General features: G+C 63.9%; 22 protein-coding genes. 9 read left to right on the forward strand and 13 right to left on the reverse strand.

Annotated elements, in window-relative coordinates; all coding sequences use genetic code 11:
• Positions 1–10: 10 nt before the first annotated feature.
• Positions 11–388, forward strand: a complete 378-nt coding sequence (locus ACI3EV_RS08775; protein ID WP_337690519.1) for a VOC family protein — start codon at positions 11–13, stop codon at positions 386–388.
• A 17-nt stretch (positions 389–405) separates the two neighbouring features.
• Here ACI3EV_RS08775 and ACI3EV_RS08780 read toward each other — a convergent pair whose 3' ends face one another.
• A complete protein-coding gene (locus tag ACI3EV_RS08780) occupies positions 406–2,088 on the reverse strand; it encodes an iron ABC transporter permease (protein WP_337690517.1) in 1,683 nt (560 codons plus the stop codon).
• Positions 2,089–2,171: 83 nt separating this feature from the next.
• Between ACI3EV_RS08780 and ACI3EV_RS08785 the strand changes: the two genes are divergently transcribed.
• The gene (locus tag ACI3EV_RS08785; RefSeq protein ID WP_337690516.1) at positions 2,172–3,203 is read left to right on the forward strand and encodes an ABC transporter ATP-binding protein; all 1,032 of its coding nucleotides are present in this window, start codon (positions 2,172–2,174) and stop codon (positions 3,201–3,203) included.
• An 8-nt stretch (positions 3,204–3,211) separates the two neighbouring features.
• Here the strand turns inward: ACI3EV_RS08785 and ACI3EV_RS08790 are convergent, their stop codons facing one another.
• Both ACI3EV_RS08790 and ACI3EV_RS08795 read right to left on the reverse strand, forming a co-directional pair.
• The gene (locus ACI3EV_RS08790; RefSeq protein WP_329772011.1) at positions 3,212–3,457 is read right to left on the reverse strand and encodes a hypothetical protein; all 246 of its coding nucleotides are present in this window, start codon (positions 3,455–3,457) and stop codon (positions 3,212–3,214) included.
• 14 nt (positions 3,458–3,471) lie between these two features.
• Positions 3,472–5,043, reverse strand: coding sequence for a 4-hydroxyphenylacetate 3-hydroxylase N-terminal domain-containing protein (locus ACI3EV_RS08795; RefSeq protein WP_337690511.1), 1,572 nt, complete (start codon positions 5,041–5,043; stop codon positions 3,472–3,474).
• Positions 5,044–5,132: 89 nt separating this feature from the next.
• Between ACI3EV_RS08795 and ACI3EV_RS08800 the strand changes: the two genes are divergently transcribed.
• From ACI3EV_RS08800 to ACI3EV_RS08810, 3 genes are all read left to right on the forward strand, one after another.
• On the forward strand, positions 5,133–5,771 hold the full coding sequence (locus tag ACI3EV_RS08800) for a helix-turn-helix domain-containing protein (RefSeq protein ID WP_337690509.1): 639 nt from the start codon (positions 5,133–5,135) through the stop codon (positions 5,769–5,771).
• A gap of 106 nt (positions 5,772–5,877) precedes the next feature.
• Positions 5,878–6,546, forward strand: coding sequence for a TetR/AcrR family transcriptional regulator (locus ACI3EV_RS08805; RefSeq protein WP_337690507.1), 669 nt, complete (start codon positions 5,878–5,880; stop codon positions 6,544–6,546).
• Positions 6,543–8,255 (forward strand): acyl-CoA dehydrogenase family protein, encoded by a 1,713-nt coding sequence (locus ACI3EV_RS08810; RefSeq protein ID WP_337690505.1) that lies wholly within the window; start codon positions 6,543–6,545, stop codon positions 8,253–8,255. The genes ACI3EV_RS08805 and ACI3EV_RS08810 overlap by 4 nt, the downstream gene beginning before the upstream one ends.
• Positions 8,256–8,434: 179 nt before the next feature.
• Here the strand turns inward: ACI3EV_RS08810 and ACI3EV_RS08815 are convergent, their stop codons facing one another.
• The 8 genes from ACI3EV_RS08815 to ACI3EV_RS08850 form a co-directional block, all read right to left on the reverse strand.
• Entirely contained in the window at positions 8,435–9,871 is a 1,437-nt protein-coding gene (locus ACI3EV_RS08815) for an NAD(P)(+) transhydrogenase (Re/Si-specific) subunit beta (protein ID WP_337690504.1), read from the reverse strand.
• Positions 9,868–10,185: an NAD(P) transhydrogenase subunit alpha gene (locus tag ACI3EV_RS08820; RefSeq protein ID WP_337690501.1), complete on the reverse strand. Its 318-nt coding sequence runs from the start codon at positions 10,183–10,185 to the stop codon at positions 9,868–9,870. Before ACI3EV_RS08820 ends, ACI3EV_RS08815 begins: the two co-directional genes overlap by 4 nt.
• Complete coding sequence (locus tag ACI3EV_RS08825; RefSeq protein WP_337690499.1) at positions 10,185–11,315, reverse strand: Re/Si-specific NAD(P)(+) transhydrogenase subunit alpha; 1,131 nt, start codon at positions 11,313–11,315, stop codon at positions 10,185–10,187. Before ACI3EV_RS08825 ends, ACI3EV_RS08820 begins: the two co-directional genes overlap by 1 nt.
• Positions 11,316–11,478: 163 nt before the next feature.
• Positions 11,479–12,330, reverse strand: a complete 852-nt coding sequence (queF, locus tag ACI3EV_RS08830; protein ID WP_329771438.1) for an NADPH-dependent 7-cyano-7-deazaguanine reductase QueF — start codon at positions 12,328–12,330, stop codon at positions 11,479–11,481.
• A 3-nt stretch (positions 12,331–12,333) separates the two neighbouring features.
• Entirely contained in the window at positions 12,334–13,116 is a 783-nt protein-coding gene (gene yaaA / locus ACI3EV_RS08835) for a peroxide stress protein YaaA (RefSeq protein ID WP_329771439.1), read from the reverse strand.
• 100 nt (positions 13,117–13,216) lie between these two features.
• Positions 13,217–14,485 carry a glycerate kinase gene (locus ACI3EV_RS08840; protein ID WP_337690495.1) on the reverse strand — a complete coding sequence of 423 codons (1,269 nt, stop codon included), beginning with the start codon at positions 14,483–14,485 and terminating at the stop codon, positions 13,217–13,219.
• A gap of 33 nt (positions 14,486–14,518) precedes the next feature.
• On the reverse strand, positions 14,519–14,968 hold the full coding sequence (gene cynS, locus ACI3EV_RS08845; protein WP_337690493.1) for a cyanase: 450 nt from the start codon (positions 14,966–14,968) through the stop codon (positions 14,519–14,521).
• 108 nt (positions 14,969–15,076) lie between these two features.
• The gene (locus ACI3EV_RS08850; protein ID WP_337690491.1) at positions 15,077–16,138 is read right to left on the reverse strand and encodes an AraC family transcriptional regulator; all 1,062 of its coding nucleotides are present in this window, start codon (positions 16,136–16,138) and stop codon (positions 15,077–15,079) included.
• A 117-nt stretch (positions 16,139–16,255) separates the two neighbouring features.
• On the opposite strand from ACI3EV_RS08850, the gene ACI3EV_RS08855 reads away from it, so the two are divergent.
• From ACI3EV_RS08855 to ACI3EV_RS08870, 4 genes are all read left to right on the forward strand, one after another.
• Complete coding sequence (locus ACI3EV_RS08855) at positions 16,256–16,801, forward strand: OsmC family protein (protein WP_337690489.1); 546 nt, start codon at positions 16,256–16,258, stop codon at positions 16,799–16,801.
• 138 nt (positions 16,802–16,939) lie between these two features.
• Complete coding sequence (locus ACI3EV_RS08860; RefSeq protein WP_337690487.1) at positions 16,940–17,755, forward strand: sulfite exporter TauE/SafE family protein; 816 nt, start codon at positions 16,940–16,942, stop codon at positions 17,753–17,755.
• 18 nt (positions 17,756–17,773) lie between these two features.
• Positions 17,774–18,667 (forward strand): MBL fold metallo-hydrolase, encoded by an 894-nt coding sequence (locus ACI3EV_RS08865; RefSeq protein ID WP_337690485.1) that lies wholly within the window; start codon positions 17,774–17,776, stop codon positions 18,665–18,667.
• A gap of 158 nt (positions 18,668–18,825) precedes the next feature.
• Positions 18,826–21,900 (forward strand): valine--tRNA ligase, encoded by a 3,075-nt coding sequence (locus tag ACI3EV_RS08870; RefSeq protein ID WP_337690483.1) that lies wholly within the window; start codon positions 18,826–18,828, stop codon positions 21,898–21,900.
• 67 nt (positions 21,901–21,967) lie between these two features.
• Here ACI3EV_RS08870 and ACI3EV_RS08875 read toward each other — a convergent pair whose 3' ends face one another.
• A complete protein-coding gene (locus ACI3EV_RS08875; protein WP_337690481.1) occupies positions 21,968–22,693 on the reverse strand; it encodes an amino acid ABC transporter permease in 726 nt (241 codons plus the stop codon).
• 100 nt (positions 22,694–22,793) lie between these two features.
• A complete protein-coding gene (locus ACI3EV_RS08880; RefSeq protein ID WP_337690479.1) occupies positions 22,794–23,672 on the reverse strand; it encodes a basic amino acid ABC transporter substrate-binding protein in 879 nt (292 codons plus the stop codon).
• Between the last annotated feature and the right edge of the window lie 50 nt (positions 23,673–23,722).

The following is a 23,722-nucleotide window of genomic DNA, read 5'->3' on the forward strand; positions in this document are numbered from 1 at the left end:
AGGGATTCTCATGTCACAGCCTGCCTACCCCATTGATTTCGTGGAATTTCCCGGCCGCGACGCAGCCACCGTGGCAGCCGCCAAGGCGTTTTACACCGATGTGTTCGGCCGGGCGTTCCGTGACTGGGGCGAGGATTATGTAGACACCCTGTCCAGCGGCCTGTCCTGCGGCTTCAACGCCGACCCGGCACATGCGCCACAGCAGCCGCTGGTCGTGATCCACTCGGCCAACCTGGAAGCCAGCCATGCCCAGGTCATTGCCGCCGGTGGCCGCATCAGCAAGGAGATCTTCAGTTTTCCCGGCGGCCGTCGCTTCCACTTTGTGGATCCGGCCGGCAACGAACTGGCGATCTGGTCCGATCTGGACCAGGAACAGCTGCAGGCCTGAACCCGGCCCGGGTCGCTTCAGCGCTTGCGGCGCAGCGAACGGCTCAGCAGGATCACCGGCACCAGCCCGGCCAGCACCAGTGCCAGGCTCGGCAGCGCCGCTTCGGTCAGGCGCTCATCGCGCGCCAACTGGTAGGCCGATACCGCCAGCGTGTCCATGTTGAATGGACGCAGCACCATGGTGGCCGGCAGCTCCTTCATCACGTCCACGAACACCAGCAGCAGGCCAGCCAGCACCGGGCCGCGCAGCAGCGGCAGGTGCACGCGGCGCAGCACGCCCCAGGCATTGCTGCCCAGCATGCGCGCCGCCTCGTCCTGGCTTTCCGGAATGCGCGCATAGCCGCCCTGCACGCTTTGCAGCGCCACCGCGGTAAAGCGCACCAGATAGGCCCAGAGAATGCCCAGCACCGTCGTCGTGACCCAACCGGTGATGCTCCAGCCAGGCTGCCATTGCTGCAAGGCCGCCACCGGCAGCAGCAGGCCGACCACGATCACCACGCCCGGCACTGCATAGCCGAGCGAGGCCAGCCAGGCCATGCCCCGTGTGATGGCACCCGGCAGCACACGTGCCGCACCGCCCAGCAGCAGCGCCAGTGCCGTAGCCAGCAAGGCGCCCGAGATGCCCAGCTGGATGCTGTTCCAGGCCCAGGGCAGGAATTGCGCCCACAGCACCTCCTGGTCCGTCCCCACGCCCAGCAGCAGCGGGCGCAGCATCATCATCACCGGAAAAATGAAACCCAGCAGCACCGGAATCATGCCCAGACCCCAGGTCAGCAGCGCCTGCCAGCCGTAAAGTTCCGGCACGCGCGTCATCAGGGCGCTGCGGTTCTGGCCGCGCGAGCTGGCAAAGCGCATGCGCTGGCGCGCGCGGCGCTCCAGCCAGACCAGCAGCGATACTGACACCAGCAGCGCCAGCGACAGCTGGGTCGCCGCCATGCGGTCATCCATGACGACCCAGGCCTTGATCACGCCGGCGGTAAAGGTCTGGATGCCGAAGTAGCTGGACACGCCAAAGTCGGCCAGGGTTTCCATCAGCACCAGCGCCACGCCGCCGGCCACGAAGGGTCGCACCAGGGGCAGCGCCACGGTAAAGATGCGGCGCATGCTGCGCGCGCCCAACATGGCGGCGGCTTCCATCAAGTGCGTGGCGCGATCCATCAGCGCGGTACGCACCAGCAGGTAGACATAGGGGTAGAGCGTGACGGTGAGCAGAAAGGCCGCGCCCCAGACGTTGCGGATCTCGGGCAGCATACGGCCTTCGGCCTGCAGCAGCTCACGCAGCCAAGTCTGCGCCGGGCCGCTGAACTGCAGGAAATCGGTATAGGCATAGGCGCTGACATAGGCCGGCATGGCCAGTGGCAGCAGCAGCAGCCATTCCAGCGTGCGCCGGCCGCGGTAGTCGAACAGCGTGACCAGGCAGGCGCTGCCCACGCCCAGCAGCAAGGTGCCGGTGCCCACCAGCAGGCACAGCAGCAGGCTGGTGCGCACATAGTCCGGCAGCACGGTCTGCAGCATCTCGCGCACGATATCGGCGCTGGCGGCGTCCCAGTGCAAGGCGGCAATCACCACCGAGATGATCGGCAACAGCAGCACCACGCCCACCGGCAGCAGCCACCAGCCACGGCCCCAGTCCCGACGCGGACGTGATACGACCACGGGAGCGGTCAGCCCGTTGGAGGGAACATGGGAGGTGGAAGACATGTGGCGCTATGCGTTCGTATTGGAATTGATAATTATATTCATTTATAATCACTTTCTTTCACGCAGCCTTTTGAATGCCCGCCATGCATCTGTCCCTAGACCAGGTTTCCATCCGCTATCCCGGCCAGCCGGTCGATGCCGTGCACCAGGTGTCTTTCGGACTGGCAGCTGCCGATATCGGCGTGCTGCTCGGCCCTTCCGGCTGCGGCAAGACCACGCTGCTGCGCGCCGTCGCTGGGCTGGAACCGCTGGCAGGCGGTACGCTGACTCTGGCCGGCCAGACGCTGAGCCGCCCGGGCCAGACAACGCCGCCGGAACAGCGCCAGATGGGCATGGTGTTCCAGGATTACGCGCTGTTCCCGCACCTGAGCGTGGAGCGCAATATCGCCTACGGCCTGCACGGCCAGCCGGCGGAACGCCAGCGCCAACGCACGCAGGAGGTGCTGGAACTGGTCGGCTTGGCCGATCTGGGCAAGCGCTACCCGCACGAGCTGTCAGGCGGCCAGCAACAGCGCGTGGCGCTGGCACGTGCGCTGGCGCCGGATCCGCGCCTGCTGCTGCTGGACGAGCCCTTCTCCAACCTCGATATCAACCTGCGCGAACGGCTGGCGCAGGAATTGCGTGCGCTGCTGAAGCAGACCGGCACCACCACCCTGCTCGTCACGCACGACCAGCAGGAAGCCTTTGCCATGGGCGACCGCATCGGTGTGCTGGACCAGGGTCGCATGCAGCAATGGGCCGATGCACGCACGCTCTACGATGCACCGGCCACGCCCTTCGTGGCGCGCTTTATCGGCCACGGCATGTTGCTGCCGGTACAGGCCGATGCCGCCGGCAAGCTGCAATCGGCCTTGGGCGAACTGCCCGGCCAGCACGCCGCCAACAGCCGCCAGCTGCTGCTGCGCAGCCACGACCTGCAATACGACCCCACCGCCCCGGTGCACGCACGCCTGCTCGGCAGCTCCTACCAGGGCAGCCACCAGATCTACACGCTGGAACTGGCCGATGGCACTACCGTGCAGGCGACCATGCCGGCCGGGCTGCAGCATGTGGCGGGGGAGATGATCGGGGTGCGGTTGCAGCAGGATCGGGAGCTGGTGGTGTTTGCAGGGTGAACTGGTCCTCAATCCAGCACCTCATTCAGCAGTAGCGCCTCCTGCGCATCCGTAACAGCATCCCCAAGTTCGGCTCTCTCCATGGCTCGATACTCGGCAACTTCCCGATATGTATAGAGCACCCCAGCATGGTTTTGGCACTTACTGACCATCTGCAGGTTGTGCCCCCGGAATGGCCATCCATTGCGAAGCAGCCTGTTTCGCAATGGATGGGTCTGCAGGCCAATAGCCATACCACTGTCGTTCACGACCATGGCTGCCACCTGATTTACACGCTGGAGCTGGCTGATGGCAACGCCGGCAAATCCACCATCACCGGCGTCCCCGGCACAGTACAGCCCTGCGCGCAGCACTTGCCCGGCTGCGTATTGCGCGTGATCGCGCGATCCGGATCTTCCGTCAGGCCACGATCCATCAGCCGCTCGACTAGCGCCACCTTGCTGCCTACCGGATAGTTGCGGTAAATCTCGCGCTTCATCGCCTCGGGTGAACCGCCTCCATGCAGGCTGATGATGGAATACCAGCCGCCCTGATAGGACGCCGTCAGATCTTCAATGAAGCGCGCCGTCTCGATGCGCTTGTCGTACGGAATATCCGGATTGGCGCGCAGCACATCGCTCAATACTGCCGCCGTCTCGGGGTTGTGGTCTTCATCTGGCCCCGGCAGCGCCACGATCAGGCCACCCGACACATAGTGCGCAATCTTGTGCATGTCGTAGATTTGCGTTGCCAGCAGCAGCTTGCCAATATTGGCAAACACTGCGTCAGGCACAAAGCTTTGCGCTGCCTCATCCTGCTTCGCATACACCGATGCCGCTACACCACAGGCATAAAAGCCCTCGGTGATCTTGATCAGCTCCACCATCTGGTCGCGCAAATGGTGCTCCTCGCCCGGATCAAAACCGTTGGCTTCGCACATCAGCGCACCAGCGCCGATCAGCAGGTCGCCAAAGCCGGCACGTGCCGCAATGCAGCTGTGGCGGTGGTGCGTGGCATAGTTGTAGGTCATGTAGCCACTGTGCTCCCACTCGCCGGCATAGAACACCCGGTCCCAGGGCACGAACACATTGTCGAACACCACTACACCGGTGGACTGGCCATACTTGTTGGAGAAACGCGCCGACTTTTCTCCCGGGCGTCCAGCCGGACGCGCAATGATGGTCACACCTTCGGCATCCACTGGCACGGCGCAACACACGGCAAAATCGGCATCGGCCTGCCCCATATTGCGGCACGGCATCACCAGAAACTCATGCATATACGGCGCTCCGGTCACGATCGCCTTGGTACCAGAAATGCGAATACCCTTGCCGTCACGCTGCGTGACATGCACATAAGTGTCCGGATTGGCTTGCTGGTGCGGCTTGCGGCTGCGATCGCCCTTGGCATCGGTCATGGCTACACCCAGCGTCAGGTCACGCTGCTGCACCTCCTTCAGATAGGCGGCAAAGCGCTCGCGGTGCTCAGTCGTGCCGCGGGCATCATCGATACGCGCCGATACCTGATGAATGGCATTGAGTGCATCATGCGTCAGATAGCGCTGCGCACAGCCGGTTTCCTGGCACAGCAGACGCACCGCCTCCAGCTTGTTGAGCAGATCGCCGCTGCTGGTGTTGATGTGCAGCATGCGGTTGACCAGCAGGCCGTTGCCTTGCTGGGTGGCCGTCATCAGCGGAGCATATTCCTGGCGCTGGGCAAAATCGTAGGTCACGCCAATCGCCTGGACACCCGGCCGCAGGCTGGGTTCGTCTACTACCGAGTCGACCCGACGACCATCCACGAATACGCGCGGTCGGTACGCACGCAAGGATTCCTCATAGTCCTGTGCACTCATCAACATGTCTGCCTCCATATTTTGAACATGCTTCACACAGATTAAACAGTGTTTAATTTATTGTCAATGCGTTCTTTTCATGCCACCATCTGGCCATGAACAATGCCGAACTGGAACAACAACAGCGCCGTGAACGCCTGGAAGCAGTCAGTGATGCCAAGCGCACACTGATCCTGAACGCCGCCCGCGACGTCTTTGATTCGCATGGCCTGGACGGCGCAAGCATGCGCGAGATCGCCCGTCGTGCCGGCTATACCCCGGGGGCCATCTACTCTTATTTTCCTTCCAAGGAAGAGATCTACGGTGCCCTGCTGGCCGAATCGCTGGAACGCCTGCAGTCCACCGTGCAGTTGCAATTGGCCAGTGCCGATACCGATGCAGAACGTGCAGCCTGCGCCGCCATGGGATTTTTCCGTTTCTACGCCCAGCACCTGCGCGATCTGGATCTTGGCCTTTACCTGCTGGGTGGTGCACGCCCACATGGCCTCACACCTGAACTCAACCAGGTACTCAACGGCCGCCTGTATAACGCCCTGGCACCATTCGAGCAGGCTCTGCAGGCACTCGGTGCCAGTTCGGCTGAGGCGCGCAGCGAAACAACCGCTTTCTTCGCCCACTGCGTTGGCCTGTTGATCCTGGAAAACACCCGTCGTATCCGCATGTTCGAGCAGGATGCCACGGCCTTGTGCGCCCTCTACGTACAACGTGTCATTGCGCGCCTGCTGGCTGCTTGACCCGGCTCTTATCCGCTTTCCCCCCAGGAAAACCCTTGCTCCACTTGGCGGACGAGAAGAAATGAATTAGCATTCACAGCATCAGTGAATCAACATTCATTTCTTTATGGCTTACCGTCAAACCCCTGCCGTCGAAGCGCGCCTGCAAGACAATCGCAGCCGCATTCTGGACGCCGCCCGCTCGCTGGTCAGCGAAGGCGGCTGGAGTGACACCCAGGTCGCCAGCGTAGCAGCTGCAGCCGGCATCGCTACCGGCACCGTGTACCGCTACTTCCCTTCCAAGGCAGAACTGTTTGCCGAAGTGCTGTCCCGCGTGTCACAACGCGAAGTCGACGTACTAGATGCCATTGCCGCATCCGATGGCAGCGCGCTGCAGCGACTGCATGCCGCCGTCGCCAGTTTCGTCAAGCGCGCCATGCGCAACCCGCGCCTAGCCTACGCGCTGATTGCCGAGCCCTGCGACCGCGCCATTGATGAAGCCCGACTGATCTACCGCGCCGCCATCAGCGAAGTCATCCAGACCTTGATCATCACCGGCCAGCAAGCCGACGAGATGCGCACCGATATACGTCCGGACGTAGCCGCCACCGTGATCGTGGGCGGCTTCATGGAAGGACTGATCGGCCCGCTATCCCCCCTCAAACAGCCACCAGGCAATGACACCCCCTACCAGCATGAAGTGGCCATGCTGGCCGATCAGATCGCCTTGCTGGCCTGTGCCAGCGTGGCGCTATCCTCTGCCACACCTCAAAAAGCACAAGGAGACAAACCATGAACAAACCCATAGCCCCCGAGCTGCTGGCCATTCCTACAGGGCGCTACAACACCCACCAGGTTCTCAACCAGGCGCTACCTGCCACCCAGTTCAACGCTTACACAGGAGATGTCGTTCTACAGTCTGCCATCGCTCGTGATGCCCCCTGGGCCGAGGCACGCTGCACTGCCCTCGGCGCCCTGGCCGGAGACGAGCAGGTACAGGAACTGGCACGACTGGCTAATCGCCATTTGCCAGAGCTGAAAACACACGACCGTTTCGGCAACCGGGTTGACTGGGTTGATTTCCATCCGAGCTGGCACCAGCTGATGTCATTAGCCTGGCAGCATGAGGTGCCCAACCTGAGCTGGCGCACCCAGGAAAAGAACGGCCACCTGGCGCGTGCCGTGCTGTCCTACCTGTGGAACCAGGTGGAGCAAGGTACCGCCTGCCCCACCGGCATGGCATACGCCTCCTATGCCGGCTTCGAAGCCGAACCCGCACTCGCCATCTGGGCCGAAAAATCGCGCGGTACCACCTACGAATTCAGCCGCAGTGAAGTGGCCGACAAACCCTCAGTGGTCATTGGCTACGCCATGACGGAAAAGCAGGGTGGCTCAGACCTTCGCCAAACCCAGACCACGGCACGCTACTCACATTCAGCTGACTACCACGGTGCCACTGCCCATTGGTACGAGTTGACCGGCCACAAATGGTTTTGCTCGGTGCCGCAATCCGATGGCTTTTTCACTCTGGCCAAGGTCGATGGCGAGGTCACCTGTTTCTTCCTGCCGCGCACCCTGCCCGACGGCAGCTTCAACCGCTTTTTCATCCAGCGCCTGAAGGACAAGGCTGGCAACAAGTCCAACGCCTCCAGCGAGATCGAATACGCTGGATCGATGGCGATCCGCGTCGGCGAGGAAGGTCGCGGTATCCGCGAAATCCTGTCGCATGCTCACCTGACACGGCTGGATTTTGCCGTCGGTTCGGCCGGCTTGATGCGCCAGGCGCTGACACTGGCACTGCGTCATACCAGCACCCGCAACGCGTTTGGCAGCAGCATTGCCGAACGCCCGATGATGACCAATGTGCTGGCCGACATGGCCGTGGAAGTAGAAGCAGCCACACTCATGAGCCTGCGCATTGCTCGCGCTACCGACCTGATGGATAGCGATGAACAAGAAAAACTGCTGGCACGCGTCTCCACGCCAGCCGCCAAGTTCTTCAACTGCTCACGTGCACCCTCCATTGCCAACGAGGCACTGCAATGCCATGGTGGCAACGGTTTTATCGAAGAGAACCCGATAGCACGCGTATTCCGCGAATCCCCGCTAAACAGCGTCTGGGAAGGCACCGCCAACATGATGTGCATGGACGTCCGCCGCGCCATGATGCGCGACCCGCGTACCATCGAGGCCGTTCTGGATGAAGTACGCCCATTGGCTGGCCAGGACGCCCGCTTTGATGCCTTGGTGCAGCATACCGATCAACTGATGCGTGCTGCGCTTGACGACGAATTCCTGGCCCGCCCGATGACTGAAGCACTGGCTCGTGTGCTACAGGGAGCCGAACTGATGCGTTACAGCAGCACCGAAGTCTCCGATCTGTTCCTCGCTACCCGGGCCCCTGGTACGAGCGGCCACTGGGGATCGCACTACGGGACGCTGGCTGGCGGCATTACCCATGAGGCAGCTGGCCGCATCATGCGCCGGGCAATGGTCAGCAAGTAATCAGACCAGCAAGCTCATGCCAGCAAAGGCGATACCCCTACCGGGTATCGCCTTTGTCATATCTACTCCTGCTTCGCAGCCACGCCGGCAAACCGCAAAAAAAGGGCGACACCTCCCGGCATCGCCCTCCTCGTGGATGACAGTGACGAAGCCCAAGCCCCGTCACCCAAAGCCCCGGATCAATCCAGCGCCTTGATCATGTCCTCCACCACCTTCTTGGCGTCGCCAAACACCATCATGGTCTTGTCCATGTAGAACAGTTCGTTGTCCAGGCCGGCATAACCCGATGCCATGGAACGCTTGTTTACGATCACGGTGCGCGCCTTGTAGGCTTCCAGGATCGGCATGCCGTAGATCGGGCTGCCCTTTTCCAGTGCCGCCGGGTTCACCACGTCGTTGGCCCCCAGAATGATGGCGACATCGGTCTGCGGGAATTCGCCGTTGATGTCTTCCATCTCGAACACCTGGTCGTACGGCACTTCGGCTTCGGCCAGCAGCACGTTCATGTGGCCAGGCATGCGGCCTGCCACCGGGTGGATGGCGTAGCGCACGGTCACGCCCATGTCGGTCAGCTTCTGCGCCAGTTCGTTCACGGCGTGCTGGGCACGTGCCACCGCCAGACCGTAGCCCGGCACGATGATCACGCTGTCGGCGTTGGACATCATGTAGGCCGCGTCGTCGGCACTGCCGCTCTTGACGCTGCGCTGCTCCTGATCGCCACCGCCAGCCGTACCGGCCTCGCCGCCAAAGCCACCCAGAATCACGCTGAAGAACGACCGGTTCATCGCCTTGCACATGATGTAGCTCAGGATGGCACCGGACGAACCCACCAGCGAACCGGCAATGATCAGCATGGAGTTGTTCAGGCTGAAACCGATACCGGCTGCCGCCCAGCCCGAGTAGCTGTTCAGCATCGACACCACCACCGGCATGTCGGCGCCGCCAATCGGGATGATCAGCAGCACGCCCATCACGAAGGACAGCGCCAGCATGATGTAGAACGCCGTCCAGTTCTCGGTAAAGGCATAGACCAGGCCCAGGCCGATGGTCAGCAGACCCAGTGCCAGGTTCAGCATCTGCTGGCCCTTGAACACCACCGGACGACCCTGGAACAGGCGGAACTTGTACTTGCCGGACAGCTTGCCGAAGGCAATTACCGAGCCGCTGAAGGTGATCGCACCAATGGCGGCACCCAGGAACAGCTCCAGACGGTTGCCGGTCGGGATCGCTTCACGCACGCCGTTGGCCGGATGCGCCGTCAGGCCAAAGGCCCAGGGCTCGGTCACCACGGCCACGGCGATGAACACCGCCGCCAGACCGATCATGCTGTGCATGAAGGCGACCAGCTCCGGCATCTTGGTCATCTCGACGCGCTGTGCCATGATGGTGCCGATACCACCACCAACGACCAGGCCGAGCAGCACCCAGCCCAGACCAATCGGGGAAGCCGCGAGTTTCACGATCAGCGCTGCGGTCGTCAGCACGGCAATCGCCATGCCGATCATGCCGAACAGGTTGCCGCGGATCGAGGTGGTGGGATGGCTGAGGCCTTTCAGTGCCTGGATGAAACAGATACTGGCCACCAGATACAACAGGGTTACGAGGTTGAGGCTCATGCTTCACCTCCCTGCTTGGGCTTGCGCTCTTTCTTCTTGAACATTTCCAGCATGCGTCGCGTTACCAGGAAACCGCCAAACACGTTCACGGCTGCCAGCGCTACCGCCAGCACGCCCATGCTCTTGGCCAGGCCGCCCTCGGTCAGCGCGGCAGCCATCATGGCACCGACGATGACGATGGCCGAAATGGCATTGGTCACCGCCATCAGGGGCGTGTGCAATGCCGGGGTCACGTTCCAGACCACGTGATAGCCCACATAAATGGCCAGCACGAAAATGATCAGGTTGATGATGGTGGGAGAGACGAGTTCCATTACTTCCTCCTGGTTTCGCCGTTCTGCGTCATCAGGCAGGCCGCCACGATGTCGTCTTCCATGTCGATGGTCAGGCCCTTCTCTGGCGGCAGCACCAGCTTCAGGAAGTCCAGCACGTTGCGCGCATAAAGCGCGCTGGCATCGGCACCCACGCGCGCAGCCAGGTTGGCGTAACCCACGATCGTGGCGCCATGCGCCTGCACGACCTGGTCGACCTGCGTCAGCGGCGTATTGCCGTCATGGCCTTGCGGGCCCTTGCCAGCCGCCATGTCGACGATGACGGAGCCCTGGCGCATGGCGCTGATCATCTCTTCGGTCACCAGCGTCGGTGCGGCACGGCCCGGGATCAGTGCGGTGGTGATCACCACGTCGGCGGCCGCCACGCGCTTGGCGACTTCGGCCTTCTGGCGATCCAGCCAGCTTTGCGGCATCGGACGGGCATAGCCCCCCACGCCTTCGGCGGCTTCGCGCTCTTCATCGGTCTCGTAGGGCACGTCGATGAACTTGGCCCCCAGCGACTCGACCTGCTCTTTCACGCTCGGGCGCACGTCGGAGGCCTCAATCACGGCACCCAGGCGCTTGGCCGTGGCAATCGCCTGCAGGCCCGCCACGCCCACGCCCAGGATCACCACGCGCGCGGCCTTGACGGTACCGGCGGCGGTCATCAGCATCGGGAAGAAGCGCGGATAGTGCTCGGCGGCCAGCATCACGGCCTTGTAGCCGGCAATGTTGGCCTGGCTGGACAGCACGTCCATGCTTTGCGCGCGCGTGGTACGCGGTGCGGCTTCAAGCGCGAACGAGGTCAGGCCTGCTGCCGCCAGGCGCTGCAGGCCTTCGGCATCAAACGGATCCAGCATGCCAATCAGCACGGTGCCGGAGCGCATCTGCGCCAGCTCTTCGGGTTGCGGGGAGCGCACTTTCAGCACCATCTCGCTGCCGAGCGCCGTAGCGGCATCGGTCAGGTTGGCACCAGCGGCTTCGAATTGGGCATCGGTAATGCCGGCTCGCAGTCCGGCACCGTGCTGCACCAGCAACGTGTGGCCTTGACCCACGAGCTTCTTGACGGTTTCCGGCGTCGCCGCTACGCGGGATTCACCAGCAACCGTTTCCAGTGGAACTCCAATCTGCACTTTGTCTCCTTGATCGGTGGGCAGGACACGCCGCGCACGACATGCCCCATTCAAGTGCAGTATGCCACGGGGTTACAGGATGTAGGCAGGGTCGAAAAGCCGCATGTTACGTACTAACCCTGAAAATTTGCATTCCAAGTGGTATCCGGGCGACATTTCAGCGTCACTGCCGCGCCGTGCGCTGCTGCAGCGGCATGACGCAGGGGTGGCTGGTGCGGAACGGATTGATGTCCAGACCACCGCGCCGCGTGTAGCGCGCCTGGATGCTGAGCTTGACCGGCTGGCAGCGTTGCCAGATATCGGCAAACATGCGCTCCACGCACTGTTCGTGGAATTCATTGTGGTTGCGAAAACTCACAATGTAGCGCAACAGGCCCTCGTGGCTGATCTGCGGGCCGGTGTACTGGATCTGCACGCTGCCCCAGTCGGGCTGGCCAGTGACCAGGCAGTTGCTCTTGAGCAGGCGGCTGCTCAGCGTCTCGGTCACCGTGCCATCTTCCGGGAAAGTTACCAGCAACTCCGGAGCCGGCTCGTAGTGCGTGCATTCGGCATCGAGCCGGTCCAGGCTCAGGCCGGCCAGTTCCACCACCTTCTCCTGCTCGAACAGGTCGGCGGCGATGATCTTGACGCCGATGCTGGCCATGACGTGATCGGCGCCGCGCCAGACCGTCTCGTTGACATCGGCAAAAATGCGCTGGCGCACTTCTTCGACACTGGCAAAGCGCGTGTTGTTGAAGCTGTTCAGGTAGAGCTTGAAGGACTTGCTCTCGATGATGTTCGGCGTTTCGCACGGCACCTGCACCTGCAGGATCGCCACCTGCGGCTTGCCGCGCAGGTTCAGCCAGCTCAGTTCATAGCCGGTCCAGAAATCCATGCCCATGAAGGGCAGCGGTTCACGGATGCCGATTTCCTCGCGCTTGGGCGCCCGCGGCAGCGGAAACAGCAGGCTGGGGTCGTACTCGCTGGCATAGGTCGTGGCCTTGCCGAGCTGTGACTGCTCGGGTTGCAGCGTCATGACTCAGGCCTCCCGGTTGCGACGGAACACCAGGCGATCGGCGTCGGAGGCCACAGGCGCATAGGCGTAATCGTCGGCGGCAAACTGCATCAGGCCCTGCACGCTGTCCACGCCCTGCTCCACGGCAAAGCGCATCATCTGGCCACGCGCGCGCTTGGCGTTGAAGCTGATGATCTTGTACTTGCCGCCCTTGAAGTCCTCGAACACGCATTCGACCACGCGCGCCTTCAGCGCCTTGCGATCGACTGCCTTGAAGTACTCCTGCGAGGCCAGATTCACCAGAATCGGCTCGGCCGCGCCCTGCTCCTCGAAGCGCTGGTTCAGGTAATCCGCAATCTGCGTGCCCCAGAACTGGTACAGGTTGCTGCCGCGCGGGTTCTGCAGGCGCGTGCCCATTTCCAGCCGATACGGCTGCATCAGATCCAGCGGACGCAGAACGCCGTACAGGCCGCTCAGGATGCACAGGTGTTGCTGCAGCCAATCCAGCTGCGCCGGCTTGAGCGAAGCCGCCTGCAGGCCTTCGTAGACATCGCCGTTGAAGGCGAGCACGGCCTGACGCGCGTTTTCAGTAGTCGCCACCGGCTCCCAAGCCTCGTAGCGTGCCACGTTCAGCGTGGCCAGCTTGTCACTCAGGCTCATCAGTTCGGCGACCTGCTGCGGCGAGTAATCGCGCAGCACGCCAATCAGCTCGGCAGAGTCTTTCGGGAACAGCGGATCGGTGTGCTTGGAGGTGGGCAGCGGACTTTCGTAATCCAGCGCCTTGGCGGGAGACAGGACAAATAACATGGCAATCGGTATCAGGAATCTTGGCAGCACATGCTGCGTGGATCCATTTTGCCAGCATCGCCTTGGCCTGATGACCGGCAAGGACGGTGCGGGCACCTCCTCACTCGGGCAGGATCAGGATGGCGCGGAAATCATTGACGTTGGTGCGCGTAGGGCCAGTGATGACGGCATCGTCCAGCGCGCCGAAAAAGCCGTGGCCATCGTTATCCTGCAGCGATTGCACTGGCGACAGGCCTTGCGCCCAGGCGCGTTCCAGCGTGTCCGGCGTCAGGATCGCGCCGGCAATCGGCTCCAGGCCATCGACGCCATCGGTATCGGCGGCCAGCGCCCAGACGCGGGCAGCACCGCGCAGGCTCAGGCCGAGCGAGAGCAGGTATTCCACATTGCGCCCGCCCCGGCCCTGGCCACGCACCGTGACCGTGGTTTCGCCACCTGACAGCAGCACACAAGGCGGCTGGAACGGTTGGCCATGCAGCAGCACCTGCTGCGTCAGGCCGGCCAGCACCTTGCCGACCTCGCGCGACTCGCCTTCGATGCTGTCGCCGAGGATATACGGCGTCACACCCGCAGCCTCTGCCACCCGCGCCGCGGCCTGCAGCGCCAGTTGCGGCGTAGCCACCAGTTGTGCCGTGCTGCCCTGCAGGCGCGCATCGTCCGGCTTGACCGATTCGCCAGCGCCGCTGTCCAGCAACTGGCGTACCGCATCGGGCATCTCGATGTCATAACGCTGCAGGATCTCCAGCGCATCGGCACAGGTCGTGGCATCACCCACCGTCGGGCCAGAGGCGATATCGGCCAGCTGGTCGCCCGGCACGTCGGAGATCAGCAGTGTCAGTCGCCGCGCCGGATGGCATTGCGCTGCCAGTCGGCCACCCTTGATCGCCGACAGGTGGCGGCGCACGGTATTGATTTCACTGATGCTGGCTCCGGACTGCAGCAGCGCACGTGCCAGCTGCTGCTTGTGTTCCAGCGTGATGCCAGGCAAGGGCAGCGGCAGCAGCGCCGAACCACCACCCGAGATCAGGCAGAGCACCGTATCCTCGGGCGTCAGGTCCTGCACCAGTGCCATGATGCGGCGTGCCGCCTGCTCGCCGGCGGCATCGGGCACCGGATGGGCTGCTTCGACGATCTCGATATGCTTGCAGGCGGTCGCATGGCCATAGGCGGTCACCACCAGCCCCTGCAGCGGGCCATCCCAGTGCTGCTCCACCACCTGCGCCATCTCGGCCGATGCCTTGCCGGCACCGATCACCAGCAGCCGGCCGGGCGGCAGCTGTTGCAGGAATGGCGGCAGGCAGCGCGCCGGCTGTGCGGCGGCCACGGCGGCATCGAACATGTCTCGCAGCAATTGGCGCGGATTCGGATCCATCTGCAACCCTCCCTGGTCAAATAGACGGCAAGCTCAGTAGCTCTTGTACGACAGGAACTTGCCGGACAGCACGATGTTGACGCGATCGCCCTTGGGATCTTCTTCACGCTGGATGTCCATGGAAAAATCGATCGCGCTCATGATGCCATCGCCAAACTCCTCGTGGATCAGCTCCTTGATGCTGCCGCCATAGACGTTGATGATTTCATAGAAACGGTAAAGCAGCGCATCGGTCGGCACGGCCGTGGGCAGACCACCCTTGTACGGCACCACCTGCAACCAGGCCACAGCCTCGTCGCTCAGGCCAAAGATCTTGCCGATGGTCTCGGCCTGCTGCTTGTCGAACGTCATCTGGCCCAGGCAACCGGCCGTGGTCCATTCCTTGCTCATGCCAATGGCACTGGCCACATCGGCCCACTTGATGCCCTTGGCTACCTTGGCGGACAGGATCATGGCGGTGACTTGGGTGCGGTCGGAAATCATCGGGACACTCCTTGCGGGAACCGCGGGACAGATGCCGCGGGGTCCAGTGCATGCTAGCGCGGCTTTCCGCCCGCGGCAAACCCATGCCCCCACCCGCAGGCTGCCTGTTCAGCCATGCTCGCGCCGATAGCGCGCTGGCGTCTGCCCGCTGTACTTGCGAAACGCCACGCTGAAGGCCGATTCCGACTGGTAGCCAGTCAGCTCGGCGATCTGGGCCAGGCTGTGACGCGGATCGCGCAGCAGCTCCATGCCATGCAACATGCGCAACTGCGTCAGAAAGGCCCAGGGCGACATGCCGGCATGCTGCGCAAAGTGGCGGGTAAAGGTGGCACGCGACATCGCGGCGCGTTCGGCCAGGCTATCCAGCGACCAGTCACCGCCGGGCTGCTGCCACATCGCCTGCACCACTGCCTGCAGCCGTGGTTCGGCCAGCAGGTTCAGCACGCCGGGCAACTGGCGTGCCGCCTCCGATTGCGCGTAGGCGCGCAGCACATGCAGCAACAGCGCCTGCGTCAGCAGATCGGCCATGGCGCGTGCACCGGGCTGCTCGGCGCTGGTCTCCTGCCGCAGCAACTGCACCAGCCCCAGCACCGGGTGCAGCGCACTGCCGCCCATGGCGGCCGGCCAGAGCAGCGGCACATGCACCACCTGGATCGGCGCACCCGGCCAATGCGCCCCTGGCACCGACTCGGCCGAGCGTGGCTCCCCAAGGATCAGCACATCGGGCAGCGCCTGCAGCAGCAAGCCGCCCGCCTCACCCTGGTGCACGAAGCGGCCACAGACCAGATCCAGGCTGTCACGCAGGCAGGCCTCGTCGCTGGCATTGCTGCGCAGCGGCAACCAGCCCTGCTGCCGCAGCGGCCGGCGCGTATCATCCAATGCGCCATCGTGCGGAATCGCGCCCTGCAGCGCCACCAGGTTGTGCGCCAGGCCGCGCGGCAACACCACCATCTCGCCCTGCAGCAGCGGGTACCAGCGCCCGTCGGGCAGCCCGAGCCGGCACCCCCCTTCCAGCACGGTATGGAACAGCGCGATGCCAGCTGGCGCCTGCGCATGCGGCAGCGCAAACACGTCATGCATGCGGCAGCGCAAGTCCAGCTGTCCGCGCAACCGTGCCCACTGCAGCAGGCGGCCCAGGGTATCGGCCGCGGTTTCCTCGTTTGCCCGCATCAATCGATCCGATAAGTCAAAATTTTGGAAGGATATTGTCCAAAAGAATTTTATCCCGGCGCTAAGATGGTTCCCACGCACCGCGTTTTCCTGTTTACCCCCTCAAGGAGTTGTCTCATGAGCGAAGAGAAAAAGTACCTGGCCCCGATCGATGCCGAAGGCCTGGCCAAGTTTGCCGAAGTCGGCCGCAACAACCCGGACCGCCGTGGCACCAACAAGATCCACACCATCTGTGTCGGCCAGTACCGCACCCTGAGCTACCTGACCAACCCCGATCCGATGCACCCCGCCGTGGTGGTCGATGAGCCGCTGCACCTGTTCGGCCAGAACACCGCGCCGGCTCCCGGTGAAGTGGTACTGTCCGGCCTGGGCGGCTGCCTGGCTGTCGGCATCACCGCCGTGGCCACCCACCGCAATGTGCGTCTGAGCAAGCTGGAAGTCTTTCTGGAAGGCGATATCGGCAACAGCGCTGCCTGGGGTGCTGGCGGTGCCGAGCGCGAGCCGGCCCAGATGGGCTTCCAGGCCGTGCGCGTCAAGGTCGTGATCGAAGGCGATGCCAGCCGCGAAGAACTGGACGCCATCGTCCAGCACGCCAACTACTACTCGCCGGTTGCCAACACCATTCGCAACCCGGTGCAGTTCGACATCTCCCTGGCTGACTGATCCCCGGATCCGGCCATTGCAAGCCGCTGCTGCCAGCCCTGTCTTGGGCCTGGTACAGCGGCTTTGCTGTTTCTGCACAATCATTTTATTTATATATATAATGATTGCAGCTTGACAGCCTTCTGAAGGCACACCTCCATGACCAGCAGCATCTTCCTCGGACTTCTTATCGGCACCGTGATGGGCCTGACCGGTGCCGGCGGCGGCATCCTGTCGATTCCGGCGCTGGTGCTCGGCACCGGCATGGGCATGGTCGCCGCCAAGCCGGTCGCGCTGACCGCCGTCAGCCTCGGCTCGGCGATTGGCGCCGCCGATGGCCTGCGGCTGGGGCTGGTGCGCTACAAGGCAGCGCTCTACATGGTGCTGCTGGGGGCTCTGTTTTCCCCGCTGGGCCAGTGGGCCGCGCACCAGGTGCCAGCCGCCTTCCTCGCCGTCCTGTTCAGTGCCATCCTGCTGCTGGTGGCCTGGCGCAGCTGGAAAAAACCCGCACCCGAGCCTGCACACAGCTACGAGCGCCAGGTGCCCTGCCAACTCAACCCTGCTACCGGCCGCTTTTCCTGGACGCCGGCCTGCTTCACCACCCTGGGCCTGATCGGCGCCACCACCGGCCTGATGACCGGCATGCTGGGCGTGGGCGGCGGCTTCTTCATCGTGCCGATGCTGCAGCGCTACACCAACCTGACGCAGCAAAGCATCGTCGTCACCTCGCTCGCCGTGATCGCGCTGGTGTCCGGCTCCACCGTGCTGCAGATGCTGCTGCACGGCCAGGCCGAGATCGTGTCTTCCGGCTGGATCTTTGTCATCGCCACCTGTGTCGGCATGGTCCTGAGCCGGCTGGTCGCCGCACGCGTGCCCGCCCTCTGGAGCAAGCGCGGCTTTGCCCTGCTGGTGCTGCTGGCCACCGTGCTGCTGCTGCTCAAGACCTTTGCTCCGGGCCTGCTGCCCCTGTCCTGATTTTTCCGGGAGACTGCCATGACCACCCCTGCCACCCACATCACGGCCTTTTTCGACAGCTACTCCAGCACCTTCAGCTACGTGCTGGACCAGGGACCGGGCAGTGCCTGCGCCATCATTGATCCGGTACTGGACTACGAACCCAAGTCGGGCTGCACCAGCACCGACAGCGCCGAACAGCTGGTCCAGTTCGTGCGTGAGCGCCAGCTGCAGCTGCACTACATCCTGGAAACCCACGCCCACGCCGACCACCTGTCCAGCGCGCCCTGGCTGCGCCAGCAGCTCGGTGGCCAGATCGTCATTGGCCAGCCGATCACCACCGTGCAAAAGACCTTCAGCGGCATCTACAACCTGAAGGACCTGGCGCTGGACGGCAGCCAGTTTGATCGGCTGCTGTCCGAAGGCGAAAGCCTGCAGCTGGGCAGCCTGCGCATCGAGGCCATGCACGTGCCCGGCCACACCCCGGCCGACATGGCCTACCACGTCATCACCGCCGCGGGCGAAGCCGATCTGGTGTTCGTTGGCGATACCCTGTTCGCGCCCGACGCCGGCACCGCACGCTGCGACTTTCCCGGCGGCAACGCGCACCAGATGTTCCACTCGGTGCGCCGTCTGCTGTCGCTGCCAGACAATACCCGCATCTTCCTCTGCCACAACTACGCCGAAGGCGTGACCGCTGACCCGGCCGCCTTCTGCGAGCACACCGTGGCCGAGCACAAGGCCGGCAATATCCATGTGCACGACGGCATCTCCGAAGAGGATTTTGTCAGCATGCGCACCGCGCGCGACAAGACACTGGACATGCCCAAGCTGATCCTGCCGGCAGTGCAGGTCAACATCCGCGCCGGCCAGCTACCGCCCGCCGAAGACAACGGCACGCACTACCTGAAGATCCCGCTCAACGTGCTGTAAAACGGCCTCGGCAGGCGGGCTATCGGCCCATCTGCCACAAGCCCGGTCACAGGACGTAAAATCAATCCTTTCCGGCATGCCCAGTCAAGCTGCGCATGCCTTTTGCCATGTGACTCTGCCCGGCCCTGTGCCGCGGCCCTCCAGACCTACAGCCCACCATGACAGACGCCCTGCAGCAGCCCGCCCTGGCCGCCCTGACCAAGTCCTTTGAACCCGCCGCCATCGAAGCCCACTGGGGCCCCGAATGGGAGCGCCGCGGCTATGGCATTGCCGGCTTCCGCGGCACTGGCCAGCCCAGCGCCGACGCCCACGCGGCCGGCCGCGACTTCGCCATCCAGCTGCCGCCACCCAACGTCACCGGCACGCTGCACATGGGCCACGCCTTCAACCAGACCATCATGGACAGCCTGACACGCTACCACCGCATGTCCGGCTTCAACACCGCCTGGGTGCCCGGCACCGACCACGCCGGCATCGCCACGCAAATCGTCGTCGAGCGCCAGCTGCAGGAACAGGGCATCAGCCGCCACGACATGGGCGCCACCCCGCCCGAGGCGCGCAAGAACTTCATCTCCAGGGTCTGGGAATGGAAAGAGCACAGCGGCAACACCATCACCAACCAGATGCGCCGCATGGGCACCAGCGTCGACTGGAGCCGCGAATACTTCACCATGGACGACAAGCTCAGCCATGTCGTCACCGAAACCTTTGTCCGCCTCTACCAGCAGGGCCTGATCTACCGCGGCAAGCGCCTGGTCAACTGGGACCCGGTGCTCAAGTCCGCCGTCTCCGACCTGGAAGTCGAAAGCGCCGAGGAAGACGGCCACCTGTGGCACATCGCCTACCCGCTGTCTGACGGCAGCGGCAGCCTGACCGTCGCCACCACCCGCCCCGAAACCATGCTCGGCGACGTCGCCGTCATGGTGCACCCGGAAGACGAGCGCTACCAGGCCCTGATCGGCAAGACCGTTACCCTGCCGCTGGTCGGCCGCGAGATCCCGGTCATCGCCGATGACTACGTGGACCGCGCATTCGGTACCGGCGTGGTGAAAGTCACCCCGGCACACGACCAGAACGACTACGCCGTCGGCCAGCGTCACAGCCTGCCGATGATCTGCGTGCTGGAGCTGGACGCCACCATCAACGACAACGCCCCTGAAGCCTACCGTGGCCTGGACCGGTTCGTCGCGCGCAAGGCCGTGGTGAAAGACCTGGAGGGACTTGGCGTGCTGGTGGAAACCAAAAAGCACAAGCTGATGGTGCCGCGCTGCGCCCGTACCGGCCAGGTCGTCGAGCCCATGCTCACCGACCAGTGGTTCGTCGCCATGAACGCCGTCGGCAAGGACGACCCGACCGGCAAGAGCATCGCCCAGAAAGCCATCGACGCCGTTGACAGCGGCCAGGTCCGCTTCGTGCCGGAAAACTGGGTCAACACCTACAACCAGTGGATGCACAACATCCAGGACTGGTGCATCAGCCGCCAACTCTGGTGGGGCCACCAGATCCCGGCCTGGTACGACGAAGACGGCGAAGTCTACGTCGCCCGCAACGAGGAAGAAGCGAAACAGCAATGGCGCCAGGCCATCGACGACGCCATGGCCCACGCCCGCGTCCGCTGCCACACCGCCGAGACTGATCGCCTGCAGGCCAAGCTCACGCGCGGCCCGAAGCTCACGCGCGACGAAGACGTGCTCGACACCTGGTACTCCTCCGCCCTGGTCCCCTTCAGCACCATGGGCTGGCCGGAGGCGGCCAACAACAGCGCAGCCCTGGGACAGGCCGCTGCCGGCGCTGGCGACTTGGCGAGCGCAGCGAGCAGGAGCCAGCCCGGCAACGGCCTGGCACAGGGCGGCACCAGCGACTACGACCTCTACCTCCCCAGCACCGTCCTGGTCACCGGCTACGACATCATCTTCTTCTGGGTCGCCCGCATGATCATGATGACGACCCACTTCACCGGCCAGGTCCCGTTCCGCCACGTCTACATCCACGGCCTGGTACGCGATGCCCAGGGCAAGAAAATGTCCAAGTCCGAAGGCAACGTGCTCGACCCGGTCGACCTGATCGACGGCATCGAGCTCGCCCCGCTGCTGGACAAGCGCGTGGTCGGCCTGCGCAAGCCCGAAACCGCGCCCAAGGTACGCAAGGACACCGAAAAGGAATTCCCCGACGGCATCCCGGCCTACGGCGCCGACGCCCTGCGTTTCACCTTTGCGGCATTGGCCAGCCTCGGCCGCAGCATCAACTTTGACAGCAAGCGCTGCGAAGGCTATCGCAACTTCTGCAACAAGCTCTGGAACGCCACCCGCTTCGTCCTCATGCAGTGCGAGGGCCACGACTGCGGCATCGTCCACCCCAGCGGTGACGACAAGGTCTGCGACAAGAGCTACAAGACCTTCAGCCAGCCGGATCGCTGGATCGTCAGCCAGCTGCAACGCGTCGAAGCCGAAGTCGCCAAGGGCTTTGCCGAATACCGCCTCGACAACGTCGCCAACACCCTGTACGACTTCGTCTGGAACGAATTCTGCGACTGGTACCTGGAAATCGCCAAGGTGCAGATCCAGACCGGTGACGAGCCGGCCCAGCGCGGTACGCGCTACACGCTGATCCGCGTGCTGGAGACCATCCTGCGCCTGGCGCACCCGGTCATCCCCTTCATCACCGAAGAACTCTGGCAGAAGGTTGCGCCGCTGGCCGGCCGTGCCGGCGCCTCCGTCGCCGTGGCCGAATACCCGGTGTGCAACCCGGAAAAATTCGACGAACAAGCCGAACAGTACGTCGCCAAGCTCAAGCAGCTGGTCGACGCCTGCCGCAACCTGCGCGGTGAAATGCAGGTCTCGCCGGCGCAGCGCCTGCCGCTTTACGCCCTGGGCGACGATGCCTTCCTGACGCAGGCCGCCCCGGCCCTGCAGGCACTGGCCAAGCTGTCCGAAGTCAAGGTGTTTGCCGATGAGGCCAGCTGGCAGGCCGCCGCCCAGGCCGCACCGGTCGCCGTTGTCGGCGAGGCACGCCTGGCGCTGTTCATGGAAATCGACAAGGACGCCGAACGCGCGCGCCTGGGCAAGGAAGTCGCCCGCCTGCAGGGTGAAATCGCCAAGGCCCAGGGCAAGCTCGGCAACCAGAACTTCGTCGCCAAGGCCCCGCCTGCCGTGATCGAGCAGGAAAAGCAGCGTGTCGCCGACTTTGGCGCCACGCTGGCCAAGGTGCAGGAGCAGCTGGCGCGCCTGGGCTGATTCCCGTACCCGCCAACAGCAACGGCCACCCCAGGGTGGCCGTTCTTGTCTTGGGCAAGGCGCTTGTTCAGCGACCGCGCTGCGCCTCCGGCGTCTCCAGCCGTCGTGCCAGCAGCGTGATCACGCTGGTCATCACCAGATAGATCGCCGAAATCGCCAGGAAGGGCTCCCAGTAGCGCGAGTTGGCGCCGGCCACAGTACGCGCTGCCATCGCCAGTTCGGCCAGGCCAATCGCCGATACCAGCGAGGAATCCTTCAGCAATGTCACCGCCTCGTTCACCAGCGGCGGCACCATGCGGCGCAGTGCCTGCGGCAGCACGATAAAGCGCATGGTCTGATATTCATCCAGCCCCAGGCTCTCGGCCGCCTGCACCTGGCCGCGCGCGATCGAATGGATGCCGGCACGCACGATCTCGGAGATATAGGCGCTGGCATTCAGCGTCAGCGCCAGCGCACCCGAGAAGAAAGCACCATGCGACTGGCGGAACTCCAGCGCGGCGGCACCGCTCAACAGCAGGCCGTGCTCAGGGTGCACCAGCGTCGGCATCAGCGCAAAATGCACCAGCAGGATCTGCACGAATAGCGGCGTGCCGCGCAGAAAGCCGACATAGCCCAACAGGATCCAGCGCAGCACGCGGCGCAGACCCGTGGCCGGACGCGCATTCACCAGGCCGATCCCCAGCCCCAGCAGCAGCCCGAGTGACAGGGCAATCAGCGTCAGCTTCACGGTCATCCAGGCCCCGGTCACGAACAGGGGGGCATAGGGCGTCAGAATTTCCCAGCGTAAATCCATGGCGATATCAGATGGTGCCTGGCAGCGACCACTGGTGCCGCAGGCAGGAATCGGTCAGCAGGCCGGTGCCCAGGGCAGCCGGCCGCCAGAAAAAGGCAGATCAGTTGGACGCCGCCGCAGAGGCCGCCACGGCAGCAGCGGAAGCCGCAGCAGCGCTGGTACCAGCCACAGCCGCTGCCACCGGGGCATCACCAAACCACTGGGTGTAGATCTTGTCGTACGTGCCGTCAGCGCGGATCGCCTGCAGGCCAGTGTTGACCTTGTTCAGCAGTTCGGTATCGCCCTTGCGCACCACGATGCCGTACTGCTCCGGCGTGGCGGTATCGTCGGCGACCAGGCGCAGATTGGTGCTGCTGTTGTTCTTCAGGTAGTGGCCGACCACGCCGTTGTCACCCACCACGGCGGCCACGCCACCCGATTCCAGCTCCTTCATCGCCAGCGGGGTCGTGTCAAAGCGCTTGATGTTGGCGCTGGTCTTGCCCTGCAGGTTGGACACGACCTCGTCACCGGTGGTGCCGGTCTGCACGCCCACGGCCTGATCCTTCAGGTCCTGCAGCGATGCCACCGGGGAATCCGCGCGCACGGCAATCAGCTGCTTTGCTTCAAAGTAGGGCTCGGAAAAATCCATGGTCTGCTTGCGCGCGTCGGTAATCGTCACGGCGGAGATGACCAGATCGCTGTCACCCTGCGCCAGACCGTTGAACAGGCCTTCCCAGGGCGTATTCACCAGGCGCACCTCGAAACCGCCCTTCTCGGCCACCGCCTGCATCAGGTCGGCGTCAAAGCCCTGCACCTTGCCGTCCGGCGTCATGGACTCGAACGGGGCGAAGTTGGCGTTGGATGCTGCTACCAGCACCTTGCCGGCCGGTGCGGCAGCAGCAGAAGCCGATGCCGCCGGTGCTTCGGACTTGGAGCAGGCGACCAGGGCCAGCGAAGCGGCCAGGGCAAAAACGGTACGACGGGAAAAAATTGCTTGCATGGAAAAACCTCGGATAGGAAAAACCGGCCTGACCATGCACACACGCACAC

Origin of the sequence: Allobrachymonas wangyanguii (genome assembly GCF_045055315.1) — a bacterium.
GTDB classification, from domain to species: domain Bacteria; phylum Pseudomonadota; class Gammaproteobacteria; order Burkholderiales; family Burkholderiaceae_C; genus Brachymonas; species Brachymonas wangyanguii.